19 protein-coding genes are annotated in these 20,497 nt (G+C 71.8%); 12 read left to right on the plus strand and 7 right to left on the minus strand.

Going from position 1 to position 20,497, the window contains the following annotated elements:
• Positions 1 to 26 precede the first annotated feature (26 nt).
• Positions 27 to 437 carry a PPOX class F420-dependent oxidoreductase gene (locus ADY59_RS06135; RefSeq protein ID WP_049558773.1) on the minus strand — a complete coding sequence of 137 codons (411 nt, stop codon included), beginning with the start codon at positions 435 to 437 and terminating at the stop codon, positions 27 to 29.
• Positions 438 to 517: 80 nt separating this feature from the next.
• On the opposite strand from ADY59_RS06135, the gene ADY59_RS06140 reads away from it, so the two are divergent.
• Positions 518 to 991: a hypothetical protein gene (locus tag ADY59_RS06140; RefSeq protein WP_049558774.1), complete on the plus strand. Its 474-nt coding sequence runs from the start codon at positions 518 to 520 to the stop codon at positions 989 to 991.
• Positions 992 to 1,060: 69 nt separating this feature from the next.
• Here the strand turns inward: ADY59_RS06140 and ADY59_RS06145 are convergent, their stop codons facing one another.
• Entirely contained in the window at positions 1,061 to 1,957 is an 897-nt protein-coding gene (locus ADY59_RS06145; RefSeq protein ID WP_063780572.1) for a Rieske 2Fe-2S domain-containing protein, read from the minus strand.
• A gap of 62 nt (positions 1,958 to 2,019) precedes the next feature.
• Between ADY59_RS06145 and ADY59_RS06150 the strand changes: the two genes are divergently transcribed.
• Positions 2,020 to 2,313, plus strand: a complete 294-nt coding sequence (locus ADY59_RS06150; protein WP_049558776.1) for a protein kinase domain-containing protein — start codon at positions 2,020 to 2,022, stop codon at positions 2,311 to 2,313.
• Positions 2,314 to 2,535: 222 nt separating this feature from the next.
• Positions 2,536 to 2,670: a hypothetical protein gene (locus tag ADY59_RS53255; RefSeq protein WP_269433555.1), complete on the plus strand. Its 135-nt coding sequence runs from the start codon at positions 2,536 to 2,538 to the stop codon at positions 2,668 to 2,670.
• A 6-nt stretch (positions 2,671 to 2,676) separates the two neighbouring features.
• Here the strand turns inward: ADY59_RS53255 and ADY59_RS06155 are convergent, their stop codons facing one another.
• Entirely contained in the window at positions 2,677 to 4,176 is a 1,500-nt protein-coding gene (locus ADY59_RS06155; protein ID WP_156325329.1) for a glycosyl hydrolase, read from the minus strand.
• A gap of 194 nt (positions 4,177 to 4,370) precedes the next feature.
• Between ADY59_RS06155 and ADY59_RS06160 the strand changes: the two genes are divergently transcribed.
• Positions 4,371 to 9,635 (plus strand): non-ribosomal peptide synthetase/MFS transporter, encoded by a 5,265-nt coding sequence (locus tag ADY59_RS06160; RefSeq protein ID WP_049558781.1) that lies wholly within the window; start codon positions 4,371 to 4,373, stop codon positions 9,633 to 9,635.
• 35 nt (positions 9,636 to 9,670) lie between these two features.
• Here the strand turns inward: ADY59_RS06160 and ADY59_RS06165 are convergent, their stop codons facing one another.
• The 3 genes from ADY59_RS06165 to ADY59_RS06175 are packed head-to-tail and all read right to left on the minus strand — an operon-like array spanning position 9,671 to position 12,748.
• Positions 9,671 to 11,062: an ABC transporter substrate-binding protein gene (locus tag ADY59_RS06165; RefSeq protein WP_049558783.1), complete on the minus strand. Its 1,392-nt coding sequence runs from the start codon at positions 11,060 to 11,062 to the stop codon at positions 9,671 to 9,673.
• Positions 11,063 to 11,084: 22 nt separating this feature from the next.
• The gene (locus tag ADY59_RS06170; protein WP_049558785.1) at positions 11,085 to 11,933 is read right to left on the minus strand and encodes a carbohydrate ABC transporter permease; all 849 of its coding nucleotides are present in this window, start codon (positions 11,931 to 11,933) and stop codon (positions 11,085 to 11,087) included.
• Complete coding sequence (locus ADY59_RS06175) at positions 11,930 to 12,748, minus strand: carbohydrate ABC transporter permease (protein ID WP_231618572.1); 819 nt, start codon at positions 12,746 to 12,748, stop codon at positions 11,930 to 11,932. The genes ADY59_RS06170 and ADY59_RS06175 overlap by 4 nt, the downstream gene beginning before the upstream one ends.
• 266 nt (positions 12,749 to 13,014) lie before the next feature.
• On the opposite strand from ADY59_RS06175, the gene ADY59_RS06180 reads away from it, so the two are divergent.
• The 7 genes from ADY59_RS06180 (at position 13,015) to ADY59_RS06210 (ending at position 18,646) form a co-directional block, all read left to right on the plus strand.
• The gene (locus ADY59_RS06180) at positions 13,015 to 13,491 is read left to right on the plus strand and encodes a TspO/MBR family protein (protein ID WP_053174485.1); all 477 of its coding nucleotides are present in this window, start codon (positions 13,015 to 13,017) and stop codon (positions 13,489 to 13,491) included.
• 13 nt (positions 13,492 to 13,504) lie between these two features.
• The gene (locus ADY59_RS06185) at positions 13,505 to 15,073 is read left to right on the plus strand and encodes a PP2C family protein-serine/threonine phosphatase (protein WP_049558789.1); all 1,569 of its coding nucleotides are present in this window, start codon (positions 13,505 to 13,507) and stop codon (positions 15,071 to 15,073) included.
• A complete protein-coding gene (locus ADY59_RS06190; RefSeq protein ID WP_049558791.1) occupies positions 15,066 to 16,091 on the plus strand; it encodes a cobalamin B12-binding domain-containing protein in 1,026 nt (341 codons plus the stop codon). The genes ADY59_RS06185 and ADY59_RS06190 overlap by 8 nt, the downstream gene beginning before the upstream one ends.
• A gap of 388 nt (positions 16,092 to 16,479) precedes the next feature.
• Entirely contained in the window at positions 16,480 to 16,737 is a 258-nt protein-coding gene (locus ADY59_RS06195; protein WP_049558794.1) for a hypothetical protein, read from the plus strand.
• The gene (locus ADY59_RS06200; protein ID WP_049558797.1) at positions 16,737 to 17,099 is read left to right on the plus strand and encodes a hypothetical protein; all 363 of its coding nucleotides are present in this window, start codon (positions 16,737 to 16,739) and stop codon (positions 17,097 to 17,099) included. Before ADY59_RS06195 ends, ADY59_RS06200 begins: the two co-directional genes overlap by 1 nt.
• Before the next feature lie 128 nt (positions 17,100 to 17,227).
• A complete protein-coding gene (locus tag ADY59_RS06205; RefSeq protein ID WP_049558799.1) occupies positions 17,228 to 18,160 on the plus strand; it encodes a YihY/virulence factor BrkB family protein in 933 nt (310 codons plus the stop codon).
• 21 nt (positions 18,161 to 18,181) lie between these two features.
• Positions 18,182 to 18,646: an NUDIX hydrolase gene (locus ADY59_RS06210; protein WP_269433556.1), complete on the plus strand. Its 465-nt coding sequence runs from the start codon at positions 18,182 to 18,184 to the stop codon at positions 18,644 to 18,646.
• A 27-nt stretch (positions 18,647 to 18,673) separates the two neighbouring features.
• On the opposite strand, the gene ADY59_RS06215 is transcribed toward ADY59_RS06210, so the two are convergent.
• On the minus strand, positions 18,674 to 19,846 hold the full coding sequence (locus ADY59_RS06215) for an FAD-dependent monooxygenase (RefSeq protein WP_049558802.1): 1,173 nt from the start codon (positions 19,844 to 19,846) through the stop codon (positions 18,674 to 18,676).
• 60 nt (positions 19,847 to 19,906) lie between these two features.
• On the opposite strand from ADY59_RS06215, the gene ADY59_RS06220 reads away from it, so the two are divergent.
• A complete protein-coding gene (locus tag ADY59_RS06220; protein WP_049558805.1) occupies positions 19,907 to 20,452 on the plus strand; it encodes a TetR/AcrR family transcriptional regulator in 546 nt (181 codons plus the stop codon).
• Positions 20,453 to 20,497 lie beyond the last annotated feature (45 nt).

The following is a 20,497-nucleotide window of genomic DNA, read 5'->3' on the forward strand; positions in this document are numbered from 1 at the left end:
CCGGGGGCTCACCCCGGGCCCGGCCGTCAGTGCTCGGTCCGCCGGGCCTCGTACCAGGTCTCGCCCACCGGCTCGCCCGCCAGGTTCCAGCTCCAGGAGACCGCCGGAGTGATGCCGACGTAGAAACCCGGCCCCACCATCCCGGCCCGCTCGACCGGATCCCCGGCCCGGCCGTAGACACGGACGCCCCGCGCCACGAACGGCTGCAGGGACACCAGGTCGTCGACCACCAGCGCGACCAGCTCGTTCCCGGCGCTGACGTTGCGGAACTTGCGCGTCTCCAGCACCGACGGGCCCGAACCGCCGACCCAGAACCGCTCGCCGTCGAACTCGAACGCGACCGGGACCACGTCGGGCTGCCCGTCCGCCGCCAGGGTCGCCAGGCGCGCGAGCGGCTGCGACCGCAGATAGGCGATCTCCTCATCCGTGAACGCCATGACGCTCCTCCCTATGGCTCCATCCCTCCCACCGTCCCACAAGCCCTTGCCCAGCTCGATCAGGTGGGCGACACTGCAGCGTGGACTCCGAAGATCGACTCTGGCAGTCGGCCGACGACCTGATGGGACGCGTCTACACGGCGACGCGTGGCGGCACCCTCGACGCCGCCCCCGTCCTGGAGCTGGCCGCCGTGCTGCGGGAGCTCGGCAGGGTCGGTCCGGCCGCCCGGAAGCTCCTCGAACGCCCCGCCGCCGAGCTGTCCGCCGACGAGGTGACCCGGCTGGGCGCCGCCCTTCTCCGCGACGCGAACTTCGAGCCGACCTTCGCGGTCGACCCCACCCTGTGGACGACGCTGGAGCGCGCTCTGGCCATCGTGGAGCGGGATGTCCGGGCAGCGGGGATCACCGGGACGCTCAGGCTGATCAGGAACGACTGCAACGGCGGCGAACGTCGCCGAGGCGGCGCAGGAGACGATCATGGAGCTGGTGTGGAAGGTCTGGCCCGTCTGCGTGACGCACGACCGCGGCGCGCACGTCGTCGCGCCGATCGGTGAACTCGCGGGATCACCGCACCGCTGAACCGGGGCCACGGGGCGGGTGCGGGCCGCGGGTCCCGCTGGTGGTCAGGACGGCGTCATGGCCGGCTCCGAACGCCGGACCGTCGCCCGGACGGGCTCCCGGTCGCCGGTCGCGGACCGTACGAGGACGCGGCCGTCGTGGACCTTCACGTCCCAGCGCGGCGCGTCGACCGTCGCCGGCCCGCGCTTCACCTTGCCGTCGGCCAGCCGGAAGACGCTGCCGTGCCAGGGGCAGCGGACGCAGTCGTCGCCGACGACGGCGCCCTCGTCCAGCGGGCCCCCAGCGTGGGTGCAGGTGGCCGAGAGCGCGTGCAGCACCCCGTCGGCCTGCACGAGCATCACGGGCACCCCGTCCGCAGTGACGCGGAGCGGCCGCCCGTCGCCGAGCGCGGACAGCGCCGCGACGTCGGTCCACTCGGTGATGGTCCCCTGGAACGCGGTGTGGTTGACGCCGACGCCGTGCACGAGCGACAGCCGCCCGCCCAGGTACGAGCCGACCGCCGTCATGGCGAGCCCGGCACCGCTCAGGACCATCCCGGCCCGGCGCCGTCCCCGGCCGCGGGCCACCCAGGACGCCGCCTGCATGACGGTCGCCGTCACGTTGCACAGGGCGTGCACGAACCCGGCCCGCTGCGCCGGCCCGTAGGTGTCGGACCAGTCGGACGCCCCCGCCGCCGCCGTCGGCACCGTCGCGATCAGCCCGACGCCGACGAGACGGCGCGCCGACTCGGCCCCGGCCGGGCCCGCGGTCACGTCCAGGAACGAGGCGGTGGCCCAGGCGCCGATGGGCAGGTCCGTCAGCACGGGATGCAGTGAGTGCCCCAGCCAGGTGCCCGACAGCGCGTTCTTGATCGCGGTGGGACGGGTGGCCCGCGCCACCCAGCCCGAGACCTTGTGACAGGCGCCGTCGAGCGCACTCCAGTCCTCGACCTTTTTGCTCATGCACGAGTGCCTGCCCCGGGACCGCAGGGTCATGCCTGGCCTCCGTCCGGGAAGCGCCGGGCGTGCTGCTTGACCGCCCCGGCGGTGGCGGCATGGGCACCGTGTGGCGCGCGACCGACCGGCTCCTGGGGCGCACCGTCGCCGTGAAGGAGATGCACGTGCGTGCCACGGGCGAGCAGGCGGCCCGGGTCCGCCGGGAGGCGCACACCATCGCCCGTCTGCCGCACCCGAACGTCGTCGACGTGCACGACCTCGTGTCCCAGGACGCGCGGCGGCGGCCGAGACGTTGCGGCGGCTCACCACGGCGCCGCAGACCGCGTACGTGCGTCCGGCCAGGCGCCGCCCGGTCGGCCTGACGGCGGTCGCGGCCGCTCTCCTGCTCGCCGCCGTCGTCACCGCGGGCACGCTGATGAACCGCCCGGAGGGCGGCGCCGGTTCCCCCGAGGCGGCCCGCCGCGGCAGAGCCCGCAGGGGCGTGGGACGACCTGCCGGGGTTCCGTGACGGGATCGACGCGACCCTGCGCGTTCCGGGCTCCCGCGACGAGTACGACGTCTTCGGCGGCCTGCCCGACGGCGGCATGGACGCCGTCATACGGACGCCGGACGACCCGGCGCGATACCGGGTGTTCGCCGGCGACCAGTACATGAAGATCCGCGTCACCGACGTGGCCTACGACGACACGGTGCTCGAAGGGCCCGCGCCGCTCCGCTGACCGGGGCTACGAGGCGGGGGTGATGCGCAGGAAGCCCACCGCGTTCTTGCGCAGGGAGACCACGCGCTTGAACACCTCGGGCCGGTCCATGCTGAAGACCGCGTCGCGGGTGAACTCGGTGGTCCCGTCGTAGGTGTGGTTGTTGGTGGTCGCGTCCACCAGCCAGATCTCCACGCGGATCCGGTCGCCGAAGACGCCCTCGGGGATGTTGCGGATCTCCAGCTTGGTCTGGTGGTTCTTGGTGCCGGTCTCCGCCTGGTAGTTCCAGTACATCACCGTGAGCGCGTGCGAATCGGCGTGCGCGACCGCGCCGAGCCCCCGGCCGCCGGTCCTGGAGGCGTCGGGGGTGATCGTGGTGCCCAGCCGCTCGCCGTCGTCGTGGCGGTCCTTCAGCATGCCCTGCATGACGACGATGTGACCGAACGGCAGGCGGACCCCGTTCTTCCCTGGCTGGAACATGTCCTTGCGCAGGTTCTCGCCGTGGTGGATGACCCAGTGGAAGGGCCGGTTCATGCCGCTCTCGATGTAGTAGCGGCCCAGGGCGGCGACGCCGCACGCCTGGACCAGCTGGTCGTGCGCGAGGTCGGCCGCCGCGGAGCGACCGCCGGTCTCCCCGGCTTCCGCGCCGGGGTAGACGCCGTACTCCGTGACGTAGGGCGGCAGGTTCTGGTTCAGGCCCGCGTCGCGCAGCAGGGTCCGGATCGTCGTGCGCTGGTCGATCGCCTGGCGGGGGTTGTCCCGGTTCATGCTGTAGAGCTGGACGGAGAGGAAGTCCAGCCGCTTCCTCGCGTCGGTGTCGGCCCGGTAGAGCTTGAGGAACCCGGCGAGCCACGCCACCGGCAGGTTCGACGTCGCCGGGCCGCCGTACGTCAGCGGCACGCTCGGCTTCAGCCGGTCGTTGACCGCCGCCACGGCCCGGTAGCCGGCCGCGTAGAAGGCGTAGAACTCCCGTGGCGTCAGCGCCGCCCCGGCCGGGGTGCCGCCCACCTTGCCCAGGTCCGGCTCGATCCACGGCATGACGCAGTCGATCTGCGGATAGCGCGCCTTGTGGTCCAGGAGGGTGTCGAGCATGATCTTCTCCCAGAGCTCCGGGGTCTTCTCCATGCTCGTGGACGAGGTGAAGTTCAGCAGCAGCCGGTTGGCGTACGAGGCCGCCTGGTCGAGGTAGGGGTAGTTCCTGGTGAAGTCGTACTTGCCGGTGGCCTGGTCGCGGTAATACTCCACCCTGACGGTCACCCGGGCCCACCGGACGTTGAAGTCGTCACGGAGCTGTTCGATCGTCCGGTCCGGCAGCAGGCCCTTGGAGAAGTACCAGTGCGGGTGCGTGTGGTTGACGTACCACCCGGGATTGAAGAACGTGCCCAGGCGCTTGGCGGCGTCGACGACGACGGTCGAGTCGTAGGCCGCCGCCGACGCGGGCCGCGCCAGGGCGGGCGCCATTCCCGCCGCCACCGAACCGCCCAGCACGACCAGTGCCCGCCTGCGTTCCATACCGCCGTCGCTCATGGCCGGTGACCGTAATGGCCGGCGGTATAAGCCGGGTATGCCGGCCTGCGGTCGTCGTCCATATGTGACCGGAACCCCGGTGTACAGGCACTTGCGCGCGCAAAGCGGAGGTGTAAGACTGGCGGCCCGCCTTAATTGGAAAGATTCTTTCCAATCACGGGTCAACCCCTGTCGTGTGTCCTGGAGGTAGGCCCATGACTACCGATCACGTGGTCGCGGGCCGCTCCCGTGTGCTGTCGTCCGGCCAGGAGCGGCTGTGGTTCCTCAACCAGCTCGATCCGGGCAACGCCTCCTACAACATGTTCGTCACCGAGCGCCTGCGCGGGCCGCTCGACCCGGTCGCGCTCGAACGCGCGCTCGTCGCGGTCGCGGCCAGGCACGAGGTGCTGCGCACCCGCTACGCCGACGAGGACGGCGGGCCCGTCGCCGTCGTCGACCCGCGTCCGCGCGTCACGCTGGCCCGGATCGACCTCGACGGCCCCGATGCCGAGTCGCGCGCCGCGCGACTGGTGACCGAGTGGACCGGGCGGCCGTTCGACCTGGTGGAGGACCAGCCGCTGCGCGCCTGCCTGATCCGCCTCGGCCCGGACGAGCACGTGTTCGTCGTCGTGCTGCACCACATCGCCGCCGACGGCTGGTCGCTGGGCATCCTGCTGCGCGAACTCACCCTCTGCTACAACGGCGAGCCCGGCCCTGCCCCGCCGGCCCTGCAGTACGCCGACTACGCGCGCGAGCAGCGGGAGGAGGACATCCGGCCGCCCGAGGCCCTGGTGAGCCGCCTCGCGGGGGCGCCGGCCCTGGAATTGCCCACCGACCGGCCGCGTCCGCTGGTCAGGACCACGGCGGGCGACCGCGTGGTCCTCACGCTGCCCGCTGGGCTGAGCGACCGGATCGGCCTGCTGGCCAGGCGGGAGCGGTGCACGCTGTTCATGACCCTGCTGGCCGCCTTCCAGGCGCAGTTGTCGCGCTACACTGGCCGGCAGGACGTGTGCGTGGGCACCCCGGTCTCCACCCGCGACAGCGAGGAACTGGAGCCGCTGATCGGCTTCTTCCTCAATACGCTGGTGATGCGGACCGACCTTTCCGGCGACCCCACGTTCCGCGAGCTCATGCACCGGGTGCGCGGCGTCGCGATGGAGTCGCTCATGGCCTCCGACGTGCCCTTCGACCGGCTGGTCGAGGCACTGGACCTGCGCCGCGACCTGAGCCGCACGCCGCTGTTCCAGGCCGAGTTCGTGATGGGCGCCGAGACGGCCGGCGAGCTCGCCCTCGACGGCGTGACGGCCGAGCCCTACGACCCGGGGACCGCGCGGGCCAAGTTCGACCTGGCGCTGGAGGCCGTCGCGGGGACAGAGGGGCTGCGGCTCTTCCTCGTCTACAGCACCGACCTGTTCGACCGCGCCACCGCCGAACGCTTCTGCGGCCACTTCGCCAACGTGCTGCGCCAGGTGGCCGACGACCCCGGCGTACGGCTGTCGGAGCTCGAACTCGCCGGGCCGGAGGAACGCGCCCTGCTCGACGCGTGGAGCAGGGCCGAGCCGGTGCCGCCGCGGGCGCGCACGCTGCACGGGATGGTGGCGGAGACCGCCGCCGCGCGGCCGGCGGACGCGGCCGTCGTCCAGGGCGGCCGCACGCTGACGTACGCCGAGCTCGACGGCCGGGCCAACCGGCTCGCCGGGCTGCTCCGGGACGCCGGCGTGGGGATCGGGGACCGGGTGGCGATCTGCCTGGAGCAGTCGCCGGACCTGGCCGTGGCCGTGCTCGGCGTGCTCAAGGCGGGTGCCGCGTACGTGCCCGTCGATCCCGAGCAGCCCGCCGAACGACTGGCGTACCTGCTGTCGGACTCGGGCGCGGCGGCGCTGGTGTCGGACGGGCCGGTGGCCGGCTTCGGCGGCCCGCTGCTCGGGGTCCCGCAGGAGAGCGCCGGGCCGGTCGGACCGGTGGCCGGGCCGGACGACCTGGCGTACGTGATCTACACCTCCGGGTCGACCGGGCGGCCGAAGGGCGTGGCCGTCCAGCATCGGCAGGTCCTCAACTACCTGTCCGACGTGCGCGAACGCTTCGGCGTCGGGCACGGGGCCAGGTTCGGGCTGCTGCAGTCGCTCTCGTTCGACTTCGGGATCACGGTCTTCTACCTGGCGCTCATGACCGGCGGGACGCTGGAGCTGTACCCGTCGCGGATCTCCGGCGCCGAGTTCGCCGGCCACGGGCTCGACTACCTGAAGATGACGCCGTCCCACTTCGGCGCGCTGGCCGCCGAGGTGCCGCCGGAACAGCTGCTGCCCAGCCGTACGATGATCTTCGGCGGTGAGGGGTCGAGCTGGGAGCAGACCAGGGAGCTGGCGGCGCTGGGCTGGTGCGAGATCGTCAACCACTACGGCCCGACCGAGACCACCGTCGGCGTCACCACCTACACCGTCAGGCCCGACGACGAGATCCGAGGCCCGGTCACGCCGATCGGCCGTCCGCTGGGCCACGCCCGTGTCCACGTGCTCGACGCCGCCCTGCGCCCGGTGCCGATCGGCGTGCCCGGCGAGCTGTGCGTGGGCGGTGACCGGCTGGCCCGCGAATACCTCGGCCGGCCGGACCTGACCGCCGAGAAGTTCGTGACCGTCCGGGGCGAGCGCCTGTACCGCACCGGCGACCTGGCCCGCTGGCTGCCCAGCGGCGACCTGGAGTTCCTCGGCCGCCGCGACCTCCAGGTGAAGATCCGCGGCTACCGGGTGGAGCTGGGCGAGATCGACGAGGCGCTGCGCAAGCTGCCCGGCGTGGCGCACGCGGTGGCCGACGCCCGTGGCGCGCCCGGATCGCTGGAGCTGGTCGCGTACCTGGTGGCCGGCGGCGAGCGCGTCCCGGTCGGCGAGCTGCGGCGCGCGCTCGCGACCGCGCTGCCCGAGTACATGGTCCCGACCCGCTACGTCTGGCTGGACCGGTTGCCGCTGAAGTCCCACGGCAAGGTCGACCGGGCCGCGCTGCCCGAGCCGGAGGCCGGGCGCCCCGAGCGGGACGTGGCCTACGAGCCGCCCGCCGGGCCGGTGGAGGAGGCGATCGCGGCCGCCGTGGCCGAGGTGCTCGGCGTGCCGAGGGTCGGCGCGCTCGACGACTTCTTCGACCTGGGCGGGCACTCGCTGCTGGCCACCCGGGTCGTCGCCAGGCTCCGCCGCGACCTGCCCGAGGAGTGCGCGCCGGTCAGCGTGATGGACCTGTTCCAGCATCCCACCGTGCGGAGGCTGGCCGCCGTGGCGGGCGCGCCGTCCGCCCGGCGCGGGCTGCTGTACCTGCTCACCCCGCCGGGGCCGGCCACGCGCACGCTCGTCTGCGTCCCGTACGGCGGGGGCAGCGCGGTCGTCTACCAGCCGCTCGCCGACGCCCTGCCCGAGGACACGGCGCTGTACTCGGTGGCGGTGCCCGGCCACGACCTGGGCCTGGCGGAGGAGCCCCGGCCGCTGGCGCAGGTGGCGGCCGAGTGCGCGGCGGAGATCATGGAAAAGGTCGGCGGCCCGCTGTCGCTGTACGGGCACTGCGGGGTCGGCGGTGCGCTGACCGTGGCGATCGCCCGTCTGCTGGAGGAGGCCGGCCGCCAGGTGGAGATCGTCTACCTGGGCGGGATCTTCCCCTTCGCCCGGCCGACACGCGGGCTGCTGGGCCTGTGGGCCAGGGCCACCGGCGGCGACCGGTGGCGCAGCGACCGGGGCCAGCTCAACTGGCTGACCTCGATGGGCGCCGACCTGGGCGACCTCGACGAGGAGCAGCGGGCGTTCATCGTGCGCAACATGCGGCACGACGCCCGGCAGGCCGAGGAGTACTTCACCGGGCTGCTGGAGGCCGACGCGCCGCCGCTGCGCGCGCCGATCGTGTCGATCGTGGGCGAGCAGGACCCGACCACGGAGTACTACGAGGAGCGCTACCGCGAGTGGCACTTCATGACCGGGCGCACGACGCTGGCGGTGATCAACGAAGCCGGTCACTATTTCTTGAAATATCGTGCGGACGAGCTGGCCGCGATCCTGTCACGTGACCCACTCACCCCCGGCGACAGCGGTCCGGGCTGGAGCGTCGACGCCGTCTCCGACCGCTCCCCCGGGGCCCCCGACGCCCCCGGGGCCCCGGAGTCCCCGGAAGTGCCCGCCGGGCCCGAGCCGAGCGTGAGCCGGTTCCTGGCCGTGGCGCTCGGCCAGATGGTGACGATCACCGGCGCGACGATCACCGAGTTCGCCATCCCCATCTGGATCTACCTCAGCACCGGGCGGCTGGCGCAGATGGCGCTGATGACCGTGCTCGCCGTGATCCCGGGCGTGCTGGCCGCGCCGCTGGTCGGCGCCATCGTCGACCGGTCGAGCAGGCGCGCGGTGATGCTCGCGAGCAGCCTGGCCGGGCTGGGCATCCAGTCGGCCGCGGCGGCCCTGCTGTTCACCGGCGGGCTCGACACCTGGACCCTGTACCCGCTGCTCACGATGCTCTCCGTGGCGCTGGCCTTCCAGCGGGTCGCGTACTCCTCGGCGATCCCGCAGCTCGTGCCCAAGCGCTACCTCGGGCACGCCAACGGCGTCGCGCAGATGACGGCGGGCGTGGCCCAGTTCGTCGCCCCGCTCGCCGCCGTCGGGCTGATGTCGGTGATCGGCCTGGGCGGCATCCTGATCGCCGACATCGCCGGATACCTGGTGGCCGCGATCGTGCTGACGTTCGCGCGCTTCCCCGCCACGCTCGCCCACCAGCGCAGGGAGAGCGTCGGCGCGGAGATCAGGGCCGGCTTCCGGCTGTCGATCGGCAACCGGGACTTCCGGGCGATGGTCGCGTTCTTCGCACTGCTGGCGATCGTGCTGTCCCCGGTCTTCATGCTCTACTCGCCGCTCGTGCTCTCCTTCGCCGGGCTGCCCGAGGTCGGCGTGGTGGCGCTGTGCGGCGGCGCGGGCGCGGCCGCCGGCGGCCTGTGGATGAGCCTGTGGGGCGGCCCGCGCCGCAGACGCATGATCGGCATGCTGCTGCTCACCCTGGTGATCGCGGTCTCGTGCGTGGTCGTCGGCCTGACCCGGTCGCTCGTGCTCATCGGCATCGGCGCGTTCGGCGTGTCGCTGGGGCTCGCCCTGGTCAACGGCGTGTACGCGACCATCATCCAGGTCAAGGTGCCCCAGCGCTACCACGGCAGGGTGTTCGCGCTCAACCAGATGGTGGCCTGGTCCACGATCCCGCTCGGCGTGGGCGTGCTGACGCCGATCGCGGAACGGGCGCTCGAACCGCTCATGCTCCCCGGCGGCGCGCTGGCGGGCACCGTCGGCGCGGTGCTCGGCACCGGCCCCGGGCGCGGCGTCGCGCTGATCTACGTGATCTTCGGGCTGTTCATCGCGCTGCTGGTGGCCGGTGCGCTCAGGACCAGGGTGCTGTCCCGCTTCGACGACCACGTCCCCGACGCCACCCCCGACGACCTCGTCGGCGTGGCCCGGCTCAAGCAAGGGGACTGACCGGGCGCCCTTCGCGGACGCCCGGTCAGGGATCGCTACTGGACGTTGGTGTTGTACTTCTGGATGGCGGCCTGCAGGCCGGTGGCCGCGTTCTGCATCGCCTGGTCGGCCGACGTCTTGGCGTCCTGTCCGGCGCCGGCCGGCACGGCCTGCTCCAGCCCGACCTCAGCCGCCTTCCTGGCCTCCGGCATGATGCCGAGCAGGCAGCCCGACGTGGCCGGCGACGGGCTCTGCGCGCGCAGCTGCGTCACCGCGACCTGGAAGTTCGGGTTGTCGTTGGACTTGGCCTGCGGGTTGACGGGCACGTACCCGGTGGCCGCGTGCCACTTCGCCTGCTGCTCGGGCGTGTTGGCGAACTTGACGAACTCCCAGGCGGCCCGCTTCTCCGCGTCGGTGTGCCCGACCGCGTTGATCCACAGGGAGGCGCCGCCGATGATCGTGCCGCCGCTGGAGGTGGCCGACGGCTTCGGGAACGGCGCGGTCTTCAGCTCGAACTTGCCCTTCGCCGCCTCGGTGTATCCGCCGAGGGCCGAGGTCGACTCCAGGTGCAGGGCGATGGTCCCGGTCTTGAACGCGTTCTGGGCCTGGTCGGTCGGCCGGCCGGTGTTGGTGGCGTAGCCCTCCTTCACCAGGTCGCCCAGCCACTGGGCGAACTTCGGCCCGGCGCCGGAACCGAAGTTGACCTTGGTCGCCAGGCCGTTCCTGCCGTTGCCGTTGTCGCAGTACTCGGCGTTGTCCTGGGCGGTGAGCTGCTCGACGAACCAGCCGTACAGTGCGGCGTTGAAGCCGTACTGCTTGACCGTCCCGCCTTCCTTGACGGTCAGTTTCTCGGCCCACTCGCCGATCTCGTCGAGGGTCGCCGGCGGCTTGTCCGGGTCCAGGCCGGCCTTCTTCACGGCGTCCGCGTTCATGTAGAGCAGCGGCGCGGAAGAGTTGAACGGCATCGACCAGAGCTTGTCCTTAATCGTGTAGTAGCTGGCGATGTTGGGCTCGATGTTCGCGTTCTGGTCGAACTTGTCCGCCTCGATGAACTTGTACATCGGGACGACCTGCTTGGCGTCGTACATGAACCGCGAGCCGATGTCGTAGATCTGGACCAGCGGCGGCGTGCTCTCCTGCTGGACGGCCTGCTTGTAGGCGACGACCATCTGGTCGTAGTCGCCCTTGAAGACCGGCTTCACGGTGATCTTGTCGTTCACCTTCTTGAAGTCGTCCACCATGGCCTTGATGGCCAGCTCGTTCTTCTCCTTCATCGAGTGCCAGAACTCGATCTCGATCGGCTCGGTGATCGCGTCCGCGCCGGGCGCCGTGGCGGCCTCGCCGCCCTCGCCGGAGCCGCTGCCGCCTCCGCAGCCCGTCAGGGCGAGGGACAGCGCGGCCGTGACAGCCAGCCCGCCGCGCATCCGCCTGGATCGGGATTGTGTCATCAGGGGAACTCCGTTTCTTTGATCACTTCACCGCGCCCGCGGTGAGGCCGCGGATGATGAAGCGCTGCCCGAAGATCACGAGCGCGAGTGTGGGAAGCAGCGCGAGGGTGACGCCGGCCAGGATCAGCGTGGGACTGGACGACTCGGCGTCGTTCAGCATGGACACGCCGATCTGCAGGGTCTTGTACTTGTCGTCGTTGCCGAGGATCAGCGGCCAGAAGTACTGGTTCCACGTGGTCATGAACACGTACACGCCGACCGCCGCGATGGCCGGCTTCGACAGGGGGAGCAGGATCCGCCACAGGAACCGCAGATGGCCGCATCCGTCCATCACCGCGGCGTCGCGCACTTCGAGCGGGAACTGCAGGAACGACTGCCGGAGCAGGAAGGTGCCGAAGGCGTGGGCCAGGAACGGCAGGGTCAGCCCGAGATAGGTGAGCGGCCCCTTGGTCAGCCCCAGGTCCGAGATCAGCAGGTAGTTGGGCAGGATGATCGCTTCCCACGGCACCATGAGCGTCACCATGAACAGCGCGAACATCGCCGTCTTGGCCCACATGCGCAGGAACGCGAACGCGTAGGCGGCCAGCACGCTCGACAGGAGCTGGCAGATGGTGACGATGCCCGTCTGGATCGCCGAGTTGAGATATTGCCTGGCCAGCGGGATCGTGTCGAGCGCCGAGGAGTAGTTGCCGAGGTCGATCGCCGTCGGGACGAGCTTCGGCGGATAGCTCGACAGGTCGCCCGGCGTCATGATGCCGCCCACGAACGCGTAGTAGAGCGGGAAGACCACCGGGAGCGCGCACACGACGAGCACGAGATACACAACGATCTTGCTCGTGACCGAACCCGTGACGGAAGAGGAAGTGCTCATCGGTAGTGGACTTTCCTTTCCAGCACGCCGAACTGGATGCCCGTGCACGCCAGCACGATCACCAGGAGCACGATGGCCGCGGCGCTGGCCGTGCCGAAGTCGGACGACCCGTAGCTGAACGCCTTCTCGTAGATCCAATAGACCAGCGTGGACGTGGCGCCGTCGGGGCCGCCCTTGGTGAGGATGTGGATCTGGCCGAAGCTCTGCAGCGCGTGGATCGTGGAGATCACGATGAGGAAGAAGAGCTGCGGCGACAGCATCGGGATGGTGATCCGGCCGTGCAGCCGCCACCCCGTCGCGCCGTCGAGCCTGGCCGCCTCCAGCACCTCCGTGGGGATCGCGCCGATTCCCGCCGAGAGCACGAGGACGTTGTAGCCGAGCGTCATCCAGATCGTGGTGATCGAGATCGAGATCAGGGCCAGGTCCGGCTCGGTGAGCCAGCCGATCCGGTCGACGCCGAGATAGCTGAGGGCGCCGTTGGCCATGCCCACGGCCGGGTTGTAGATGAGCGCGAAGATCACCGACGCGGTCGCCACCGAGAAGGCGAACGGGAGCGCGAACACCGTACGGAACATCCGCTGCCCGCTGATCCGCGACTCCAGCAGCAGGACGACGACGAGCGCGCCGGCGATCGCCGGGACCACCGTGAACAGGACGAACAGCGCGGTCGTGCCCAGTGCCTTGAAGAAGCCCGGGTCGGAGAACATGGCCGCGAAGTTGTCCAGCCCGACGAACTTGTTGGCCCGGCCGATGATGTCGGTCCCCATCGTGGACAGGTAGAACGTCCTGCCCAGCGGATAGAAGACGAAGATCATGAAAATGATCAGCGAGGGTGCCAGGAAGAGCAGCGACAGCCGACGCTCGCCCGTAGGTCCCCGTTCCCTGGTAGCGCGAGCTTCCATCGTGGTGCGGTCCTGCTTTCGTTAACCGTTCGTTCACACTCGTGCCTGCCGGATTCTGCCTACTGGAGTCAGGTTTCGGTAGACCTGCAGATAGGGCGTCCGCTGAACGTTCACGGAACGTTATTCATGGAGGCGGAGTCGCGCGGTGAGCCGGGTGCGTTCGCGGGCAGGGGGCGACCATGGACAAGAAGCTGCTGCTGAGGACGGCTCTCGGGGTCACCGCCGCCGCCGTCGCCGGAACGCTCGGCACCGACGCCCGCTCCGCGTGGTACCGGCGGCTCCGCAAACCGCCGTGGCAGCCGCCGCCCCAGGCGTTCCCGCTGGTCTGGACCCCGCTGTACGCGCTCATCACCTACGCGGGCGCGCGGGCGCTGAGCCGGGGGGACCAGGACGAGCGCCAGGGTCTTCAGCGTGCCCTGACCGTCAATCTGCTGCTCAACGCCGCCTGGCCGGCGCTGTTCTTCCGGAGTCGGGCGCCGCGCCTGGCGCTGGCCGAGATCGTCGCGCTCAACGCGTCCAACGCGATGCTCGTCAGGCGGGCCTGGGCGGCCGACCAGCGGGCCGGGCTGCTGCTCCTGCCGTACGCGGGATGGACGGCGTTCGCCACCGCGCTGAACGCCGCCATCACCCGCCGCAACCACGGCTCCCGGCGCTGACCTGGGGCGGGCCATGAACCGGATGGTGTGGGAGGACGCACCGTACCCCATGTGGGCGCTCGGCACGGCAGGCGTCGTCCAGCAGGCGAACCGGGCGGCCCGGTCGCTGCTCCCCGGCGCGGTCCCGGGCGCCCACCTGCCGGAAGTGGCCCCCGCGTGGCTGGCGCGGGCGCGCCCGGCGTGCGGGCGGGAGGCGCCCTCCGGGCCGATCGGCGACCGGGTGTACCAGGCGCACGCCGTCCACGCCGACGGCGACCGCGTCATCTGGTGGCTGGTCGACGTCACCGGCTGCCGGCAGGACGCCGACGCCCTCCGGGCCGAACGGGAGTGGGTCACGTTCCTGGCCGACGCCTCCGACCAACTCCTGTCGTCCCTGAACCTCGACCGGTGCATGGAGGTGACCGCGCGCCTGGCCGTGCGGTGCCTGGCCGACGCCGCGCTGGTCGTGATGCCGGTGCCCGGTCACAGGTACGTGGCCGCGTACTGCGGCCCGGAAGGCGAGGCGGCGTGCGGGACCGAGACCGTCGACCCGCGTACGGTGCCGGAGCTCGCCGAGGTGCTGCGGGGCTTCCCGCCGTCGCCGGTCCGCTGGATCGACCCGGCCTCGGTCCCGGAGTGGATGATCCGCGAAGGAACCGGCGAGGTGGGGTCCGTGGCGCTGGTCGGCCTGCCCGGGCACGGCCTGCCCGCGGGGGCGCTGGTGCTGTTGCGCCGTTCCCGGCGGGCCGGGCTGACGGACCGGGAGCGGGTGTTCGTGCGGCTGTTCGCGGTGTGGGCGGGTGCGGCGATCTCGGCCGCCCGCATCTACACCGAGCAGGCGGTCATCACCGAGACCTTGATGGCCGAGCTGCTTCCGCCCGCGCCCCCGCGCCTGGACGGCGTGGAGCTGGCGGCGCTCTACCGGCCCGCCGGTCCCGGCGAGCAGGTCGGCGGGGACTTCTACGACGTCTACCCCGTCGCCGGCTCGGGACGCGAGTCGTTGGTGGTGCTCGGCGACGTGTCGGGCAAGGGGCTGGAGGCCGCGGTCCTCACCGGGAGGATCCGCAACACCCTCCGGGCCCTGCTGCCGCTGGCCGACGATCACCAGCGCGTGCTGGAGTCGCTGAACGGCGTGCTCGTCGCCGACAGTGACGCAACCCGCTTCGTGACCCTGGTGCTGGCCTCGTTCGAGCGCCGCGGCGCCCGGGTGGCGCTGCGGGTCACCGCCGCCGGGCACCCGTCCCCGATGGTCGTGCGCAACGACGGCCGGGTCGAGGACGTCGGGGCCGACGGGACGCTGATCGGGATGCTGGAGGACGTCACCAGTGTCACCGGTGCCGTCATGCTCGATCCGGGCGAGACCTGCCTGCTCTACAGCGACGGCATCATCGAGGCCAGGGGCGGCCCGCTCGGTGACGAGTTCTTCGGCGAGGACCGGCTGCGGGAGCAGCTCCGGCAGTGTGCCGGCATGCCTCCGGAGGCGCTGACGGAGCGCGTCCAGATGCTCGCCTCCGAGTGGGTCGGCGACGGCGAGCACGACGACATGGCGGTCGTCGCCATCACCGCCGGCCCGGCGCAGGGGGAGGACGGGTGCCATGAGTGAGGCCATCGAGGAGTACGTGGAAAGGCTGTGGACGGCGGCGACCGGCGGCGACGAGTACGCCGCGGCCGAAGCGGCGCTGGCCGCGCTCGACGACGGCGTCCCCATGGAGACCCTGCTGCTGGACGTCGTCGCCGCCGTGCAGTCCCGCGTGGGCCGCGAATGGGCGGCCGACCGCCTCTCGGTCGCCCAGGAGCACACCGCGACCGCCATCAACGAGCGGGTGGTCGCCGCCCTGGTCCACCATCCGTCGCAGCGGGAGCGGCCGGCGCCGGGCAGGGGACAGGTCGAGGTGGCGTGCATCGACGGCGAGTGGCACGCGTTCCCCGCGCGGCTGCTGGCCGAGGTGCTGCGGGTGCGTGGCTGGCGCGTCGACTACCTGGGCGCGCAGGTGCCCGCGCCGTACCTGGTCGCGCACCTGCACCGGAACAACCCGGACGTGGTGGCGCTGTCCAGTTCGCTGGCGATCCGGCTGCCCGCCGCGCACTCGACGATCACCGCGTGCCAGGCGGCGGGCCTGCCGGTGCTGGCCGGTGGCGCCGCCTTCGGCCCGGACGGCCGCTACGCCCGGCTGCTGGGGGCCGACGCCTGGGCGCCCGACGCCCGCTCAGCCGCCGATCTCCTGGCCGCCGGGCCGCTGCCGCGTCGGCCGGCGCAGGACGAGGCGAACCTGGGCGGCCACGAGTACGCCCACGTGACCCAGGCCGCGCCGAACCTGGTGAGAGCCGTCCTGGACCGCTTGCAGGCCCGTCCGGAGCAGCGGCTCGGGCCCACCGCGGAGAACGTCGCCCACATCGTCGACTATCTCCGGGCCGCCCTGTACGTGCACGATCCCGAGCTCTTCTCGTCCTTCGTCTCCTGGATGGCGGACGTGTCCACGGCGCGCGGATTCCCGGCGGGTGTCCTGCTCTCCGCTCTGGAGGCGCTGGCCGACGGTCTCGGCGGCCTTCCACACGCCCTCGCCATGGTGGCCCGGGCGCGCTCCGAGCTGAACCGCCCGGAAACCGGCAGCGCCGCCTAACGCGCTCTTTCTCGACAATTGCGGACTGTGTATATCGAATACCTGCATCTGCTCCTTTCTTGATGGGTTGCGTTTCATCGGCAATACCGGTGATCGACGCTCGGGTACCGCCTTTCGCCAGAACATTGTGTTCGCGGCGACGTGCCCGCAGGGTGGCCGGGAGCGTGGGAGCGGGAGGCGTGAATGGAACTGAGGCATGTTCGCTCTTTCGTGGCGGTAGCCGAGGAAGCGGGTTCACCCGGGCGGGCATCCGGCTCACGCCCGCCGGCGAGGTGTTCGACGACCGCGTCAAGGCCGTGCTGAGCGCGGTCGAGGAGGCCGCCAGGGCGGCGAGGGCGCACTCCGGGTCGGCATCTCGCTGCCGCTCCCCGACGAGCTGCACTTCGCCGTGCTCAGCGCCTTCACCTCGGCCTATCCGAAGGCGCGGACGAGCTGGCGGCAGGTGTTCATGCCCGTCGGCTCCGAGCGGCTGACCCTCGAACCGCTCAGGGCGGTGCCCAGGGCGCTCGCCGTGCCGATCGGCCATCCGTTCCGGGACGCCGCGAGCGTGCGTTGCACCGACGTGCTCGACCAGCCGCTCGTGCCGGTGGCTCCCGCCGTCCCCGGCAGGGGCGCCCGCTGGGTGGCACCCCCGACGAGCTGCTGATGGCCGTACGGCTGAACCGGGCCACCGACGGCTGCGCCGACGATCAGGTGCCCGAGGGGCAGCGCGACGGGCTCCGCGGCCTCGCCGACGCCTGCGGCTCGCCCGAGCCTCGGTTCGTGAGCTCCGCGGACGAGCTCGACGTGGTGCTTCGCGAGCCGGTGATCCCCGATGACGGCCCGGCCGACCCCGTGGACGTGCCCGCCGAGCGGAAGCCCCAGCCCAAGGAGCACGAGTTCATGGCCGCCCTGCTCACCGGCGGGTCCGCCTCGTCGCCAAGGTCCGGGGGCCGCCGCTCCCGGACTGATCGTCCGGTCGCGCCTCCACGACGCGGATCCGTCGACCGGCGGCGGGCCCGCGAGTAATATCCGCGTCAGGGGTAGGGTCATCCGGCCTCCACCAGATTTCTCACGACGGCACGGTGAGCCATCTTCTGTGAAACGACCGCGGCGCGCGTGCACGGCCGCGTTCCCCCGGCGTACGGGCCCCCGCCATGAGCGCCTTCCGGCGCTGGGCCGGCCGGGCGGCGGCAGGCTGGAGGCGGGCGAGGAGCAGGCACGGCTGGCTGGACCACACGGTGCGCGCCCTGGTCCGCTACGACCAGGCCGACGCCGGCCGGCTGTCGGCCGCCCTCACCTACTACGCCTTCTTCGCCACTTTCGCCCTGGCGCTGCTGGGGTTCGCCATCCTCAGCCGCTTCCTGGACTATCCGGCGGCGCTGGCCGAGGTGCAGCTCTACCTGAGCGACACCTTCCCGCGCCTGGACGTGCAGGCACTTCGCAGCGCGGGAGGAACGGCCGGGCTGGTGGCCTGCGTGGCGCTGCCGCTGACGGGCTTGTTCTGGATGGACACGCTGCGCTCGGCCACCAGGGCGATCTGGCGGCTCGACCAGTACCCGGGCAACTTCTTCCTGCGCCAGATCATCGACCTGGGCGTGGTGGCCGGGCTTGGGGTGCTGCTCTCCCTGTCGCTCTCCGTCGTCATCGCCGCCGATCGGGTGCTGACCTGGATCGTGGTGAACACCGTGGGCATGGAGGCCGCCCCCGCCCGGTGGGTGCTGTCGGTGGCGGCGTTCGTGCTGGGGATCGGCGTCAACACGTTGCTGGCCATGGCGCTGCTGACCGCGCCACCACGGCTGCGTCTGCCGATGCGCCGGGTGATCGGGCCGGCGCTCGTCATCACGATCGGCCTGGAGATCCTCAAGACCCTCGGCCAGGCCGTGCTCAACCTCACCGCCGCCAACCCCGCCTACCAGGTCGTGGCGGGAGCCGTGGCGATGCTGCTCTTCCTCAAGGTGCTCAACCAGCTCATCCTGTTCGCCACCGCGCTGGTGGCCACCAGCACCACCGGAGACGTCACCGACCTGGCGGCCCGGCCGGGTCCGCGTGACCTCGAAGCCACGGGCGTCCGCGTGGGCGCTGACTGAATGCCGCCGGGGATGGGCGACGTGCTCGCCGCTGACGAGGCCGGGAACCTGCTGACCGCGTTCCACCCGGTCGCCGAGGAGACCCGCTTCGACGACGGGCCCCTGCCGCTGGCGCTGGTGGCGGTGTGGCGGGACGAGCGGCTGCTGCTGGTTCTCAACCGCGTGCGCCGATGCTGGGAACTGCCCGGCGGCATGATCGACCCGGGCGAGACACCGCGCCGGGCGGCCGTGCGCGAACTGCGGGAGGAGACCGGGCTGGCCGTCGCGGACCTGCTGTTCGCCGGGTACGCGCGCTTCGTGCTCGGGCCCGGGCGGCGCGTCGAGTACGCGGCCCTCTACACCGCGCGCGCCACCTCGCAGCCGGACTTCACTCCCGGCGAGGAGATCAGCGCGATCTGCTGGTGGGACGGGGTCCAGCCCCTCGCGGACCGGGTCCAGCCGCTGGACGCCTGCCTGGGCGAACTGACCAGGGCCCGCCGGCTCTGAACGACGGTGCAGCTGCCGGCCGCGCCGCTACCAGGAGGCGGGCAGGTCGATCGCGGTGGCGGCGCGGTGGATCGGCTCGACGACCTTGGCCATGATCCGGTCCTTGCCCGGCAGCAGGTTCACCAGGCGCAGCATCACCATCGACATGCGGACCTGGAACGGGCTCGACAGGACCATCCGCTTGATGTTGCCGGTGCCCAGAGCCTGGTTGGCCGCGACGAAGGGCCGCATGCGCGCCTCGTAGGCGGGGAAGGCGGTGGCGTGGTCGCCCGCGGCCCGCTTGAGCTCGCCCGCCAGCACGTACGCGCCGACCAGCGCCAGGCTGGTGCCCTGCCCCGAGGCGGGGGAGGCGCAGTAGGCCGCGTCGCCGACCAGCGCGACCCGGCCGGCGTGCCAGCTGTCCATGCGCACCTGGCTGAGGGAGTCGCAGTAGAAGTCGGGCGCCTCGGCCATGGCCTCCAGCAGGCGCGGCACCTCCCAGCCTGACCCTCGGTAGGCGTCGGCCAGCGCCCGTTGCTGCCCGGCCCGGTCGCGTGCCGTGCTGCCGGCCGCCCACAGGAACATGGCCTTCGCGCCGGTGTCCTGCCGGGTGCTGTAGAGCAGGGCGGTGCGGCCGGGGCCGACGTAGGTGAGCTCCTCGCGGTCGAGCCCGAGGTGGTTGGGCACGCTGAAGATCGAGACGTTGTAGCCCAGGTCGTGGACGAAGCGCTCCTCGGGGCCGAAGGCCAGCGCGCGGGTGTTGGAGTGCAGCCCGTCGGCGCCGACGATGAGGTCGAAGTGGCGAACCAGCCCGCTGTCGAAGGTCACCCGGGTGCCGTCGATGGAGGCGATCGAGTCGCCGAAGACGTGCTCGACGCCGCCGGTCGCCTCGTGGAGGAGGCGTGCGAGGTCGCCGCGGTGCAGCTCGGCGTCCTGGTGGACGCGCCCGCCGAAGCTGTCGCCGTCCATGCCGGCCACCTGGCGACCCCCGCCGTCCACCACGGAGCCGGTGCGCACGTCGGTGCGCAGCGTGCGGATCTTCTCAAGCAGCCCCATCCGCTCGACGACCTCCAGGGCCGCGCCCCGGATGTCGACCTTGTAGCCGCCTTCGCGTACCTCGGTGGCGCGCTCGACGACGGTGACGGTGAAGCCGTGCTCACGAAGCCAGTAGGCCAGGGTCGTGCCCGCGATGCTCGCGCCGGAGATGAGGATACTCGTCATGTCCCGAATGGTACGCATGTGTTAGACATATGTGCAAGACGACTGTGTAAGATTGGCCGCATGGGCAATCGTGAAGATCTTCTGCATGGGGCCAAGCGCTGCCTCTACGAGAAGGGCTACTTCCGCACGACCGCGCGCGACATCGCGACGGCGGCCGGGGTGAGCCTGGCCGCGATCGGCTACCACTACGGCACCAAGGACGCTCTGCTGAACGAGGCGCTGGTGGAGGCGATGCAGGAGTGGGCGCAAGACCTCGGCCGGACGCTGGCCGAGCCGGGGGACTTCGAGGCGACGTGGGCGCGGGTCATCGAGTCCTTCGTCAGGGCCAGGCCGCTGTGGGCCATCCAGTTCGAGCTGGTCGCGCACATGGCGCGCACCCCTGAGCTGCGCGAGTCGTTCGCGGAGGCCGGGCGGGAGGCCAGGCTCGGGCTGGCGGAGCTGTTCGGCTCCGACTCCGAGAGGGTGGGAGCCGTCGTCCAGACCCTGGTGGGCGGCCTGGCGGCGCAGTGGCTCGTGGACCCCGAGGGCAGCCCGACCCCGGCGGACCTCCTGGCGGGCCTGCGCATCCTGGTGGCGCCGCCCCCGGACGCGGCCGTGGGCCCGTGACCTCACATTCCACCTGGCCGCTTCGTCGTACCTGTGAGGAGCCAA

It is taken from the genome of Nonomuraea sp. SBT364 (genome assembly GCF_001083785.1).
Classification (GTDB): Bacteria; Actinomycetota; Actinomycetes; order Streptosporangiales; family Streptosporangiaceae; genus Nonomuraea.

Bases quoted from the DNA above. Each gene is read 5' to 3' on its own strand.
- ADY59_RS06155 (WP_156325329.1), bottom strand. From the start codon at position 4,176: ATGAGCGACGGCGGTATGGAACGCAGGCGGGCACTGGTCGTGCTGGGC.
- ADY59_RS53255 (WP_269433555.1), top strand. From the start codon at position 2,536: ATGGACGCCGTCATACGGACGCCGGACGACCCGGCGCGATACCGGGTG.
- ADY59_RS06205 (WP_049558799.1), top strand. From the start codon at position 17,228: ATGAGCGCCTTCCGGCGCTGGGCCGGCCGGGCGGCGGCAGGCTGGAGG.
- ADY59_RS06145 (WP_063780572.1), bottom strand. From the start codon at position 1,957: ATGAGCAAAAAGGTCGAGGACTGGAGTGCGCTCGACGGCGCCTGTCAC.
- ADY59_RS06220 (WP_049558805.1), top strand. From the start codon at position 19,907: ATGGGCAATCGTGAAGATCTTCTGCATGGGGCCAAGCGCTGCCTCTAC.
- ADY59_RS06160 (WP_049558781.1), top strand. From the start codon at position 4,371: ATGACTACCGATCACGTGGTCGCGGGCCGCTCCCGTGTGCTGTCGTCC.
- ADY59_RS06170 (WP_049558785.1), bottom strand. From the start codon at position 11,933: ATGAGCACTTCCTCTTCCGTCACGGGTTCGGTCACGAGCAAGATCGTT.
- ADY59_RS06135 (WP_049558773.1), bottom strand. From the start codon at position 437: ATGGCGTTCACGGATGAGGAGATCGCCTATCTGCGGTCGCAGCCGCTC.
- ADY59_RS06175 (WP_231618572.1), bottom strand. From the start codon at position 12,748: ATGATCTTCGTCTTCTATCCGCTGGGCAGGACGTTCTACCTGTCCACG.
- ADY59_RS06215 (WP_049558802.1), bottom strand. From the start codon at position 19,846: ATGACGAGTATCCTCATCTCCGGCGCGAGCATCGCGGGCACGACCCTG.
- ADY59_RS06165 (WP_049558783.1), bottom strand. From the start codon at position 11,062: ATGACACAATCCCGATCCAGGCGGATGCGCGGCGGGCTGGCTGTCACG.
- ADY59_RS06180 (WP_053174485.1), top strand. From the start codon at position 13,015: ATGGACAAGAAGCTGCTGCTGAGGACGGCTCTCGGGGTCACCGCCGCC.
- ADY59_RS06200 (WP_049558797.1), top strand. From the start codon at position 16,737: ATGGCCGTACGGCTGAACCGGGCCACCGACGGCTGCGCCGACGATCAG.
- ADY59_RS06185 (WP_049558789.1), top strand. From the start codon at position 13,505: ATGAACCGGATGGTGTGGGAGGACGCACCGTACCCCATGTGGGCGCTC.
- ADY59_RS06190 (WP_049558791.1), top strand. From the start codon at position 15,066: ATGAGTGAGGCCATCGAGGAGTACGTGGAAAGGCTGTGGACGGCGGCG.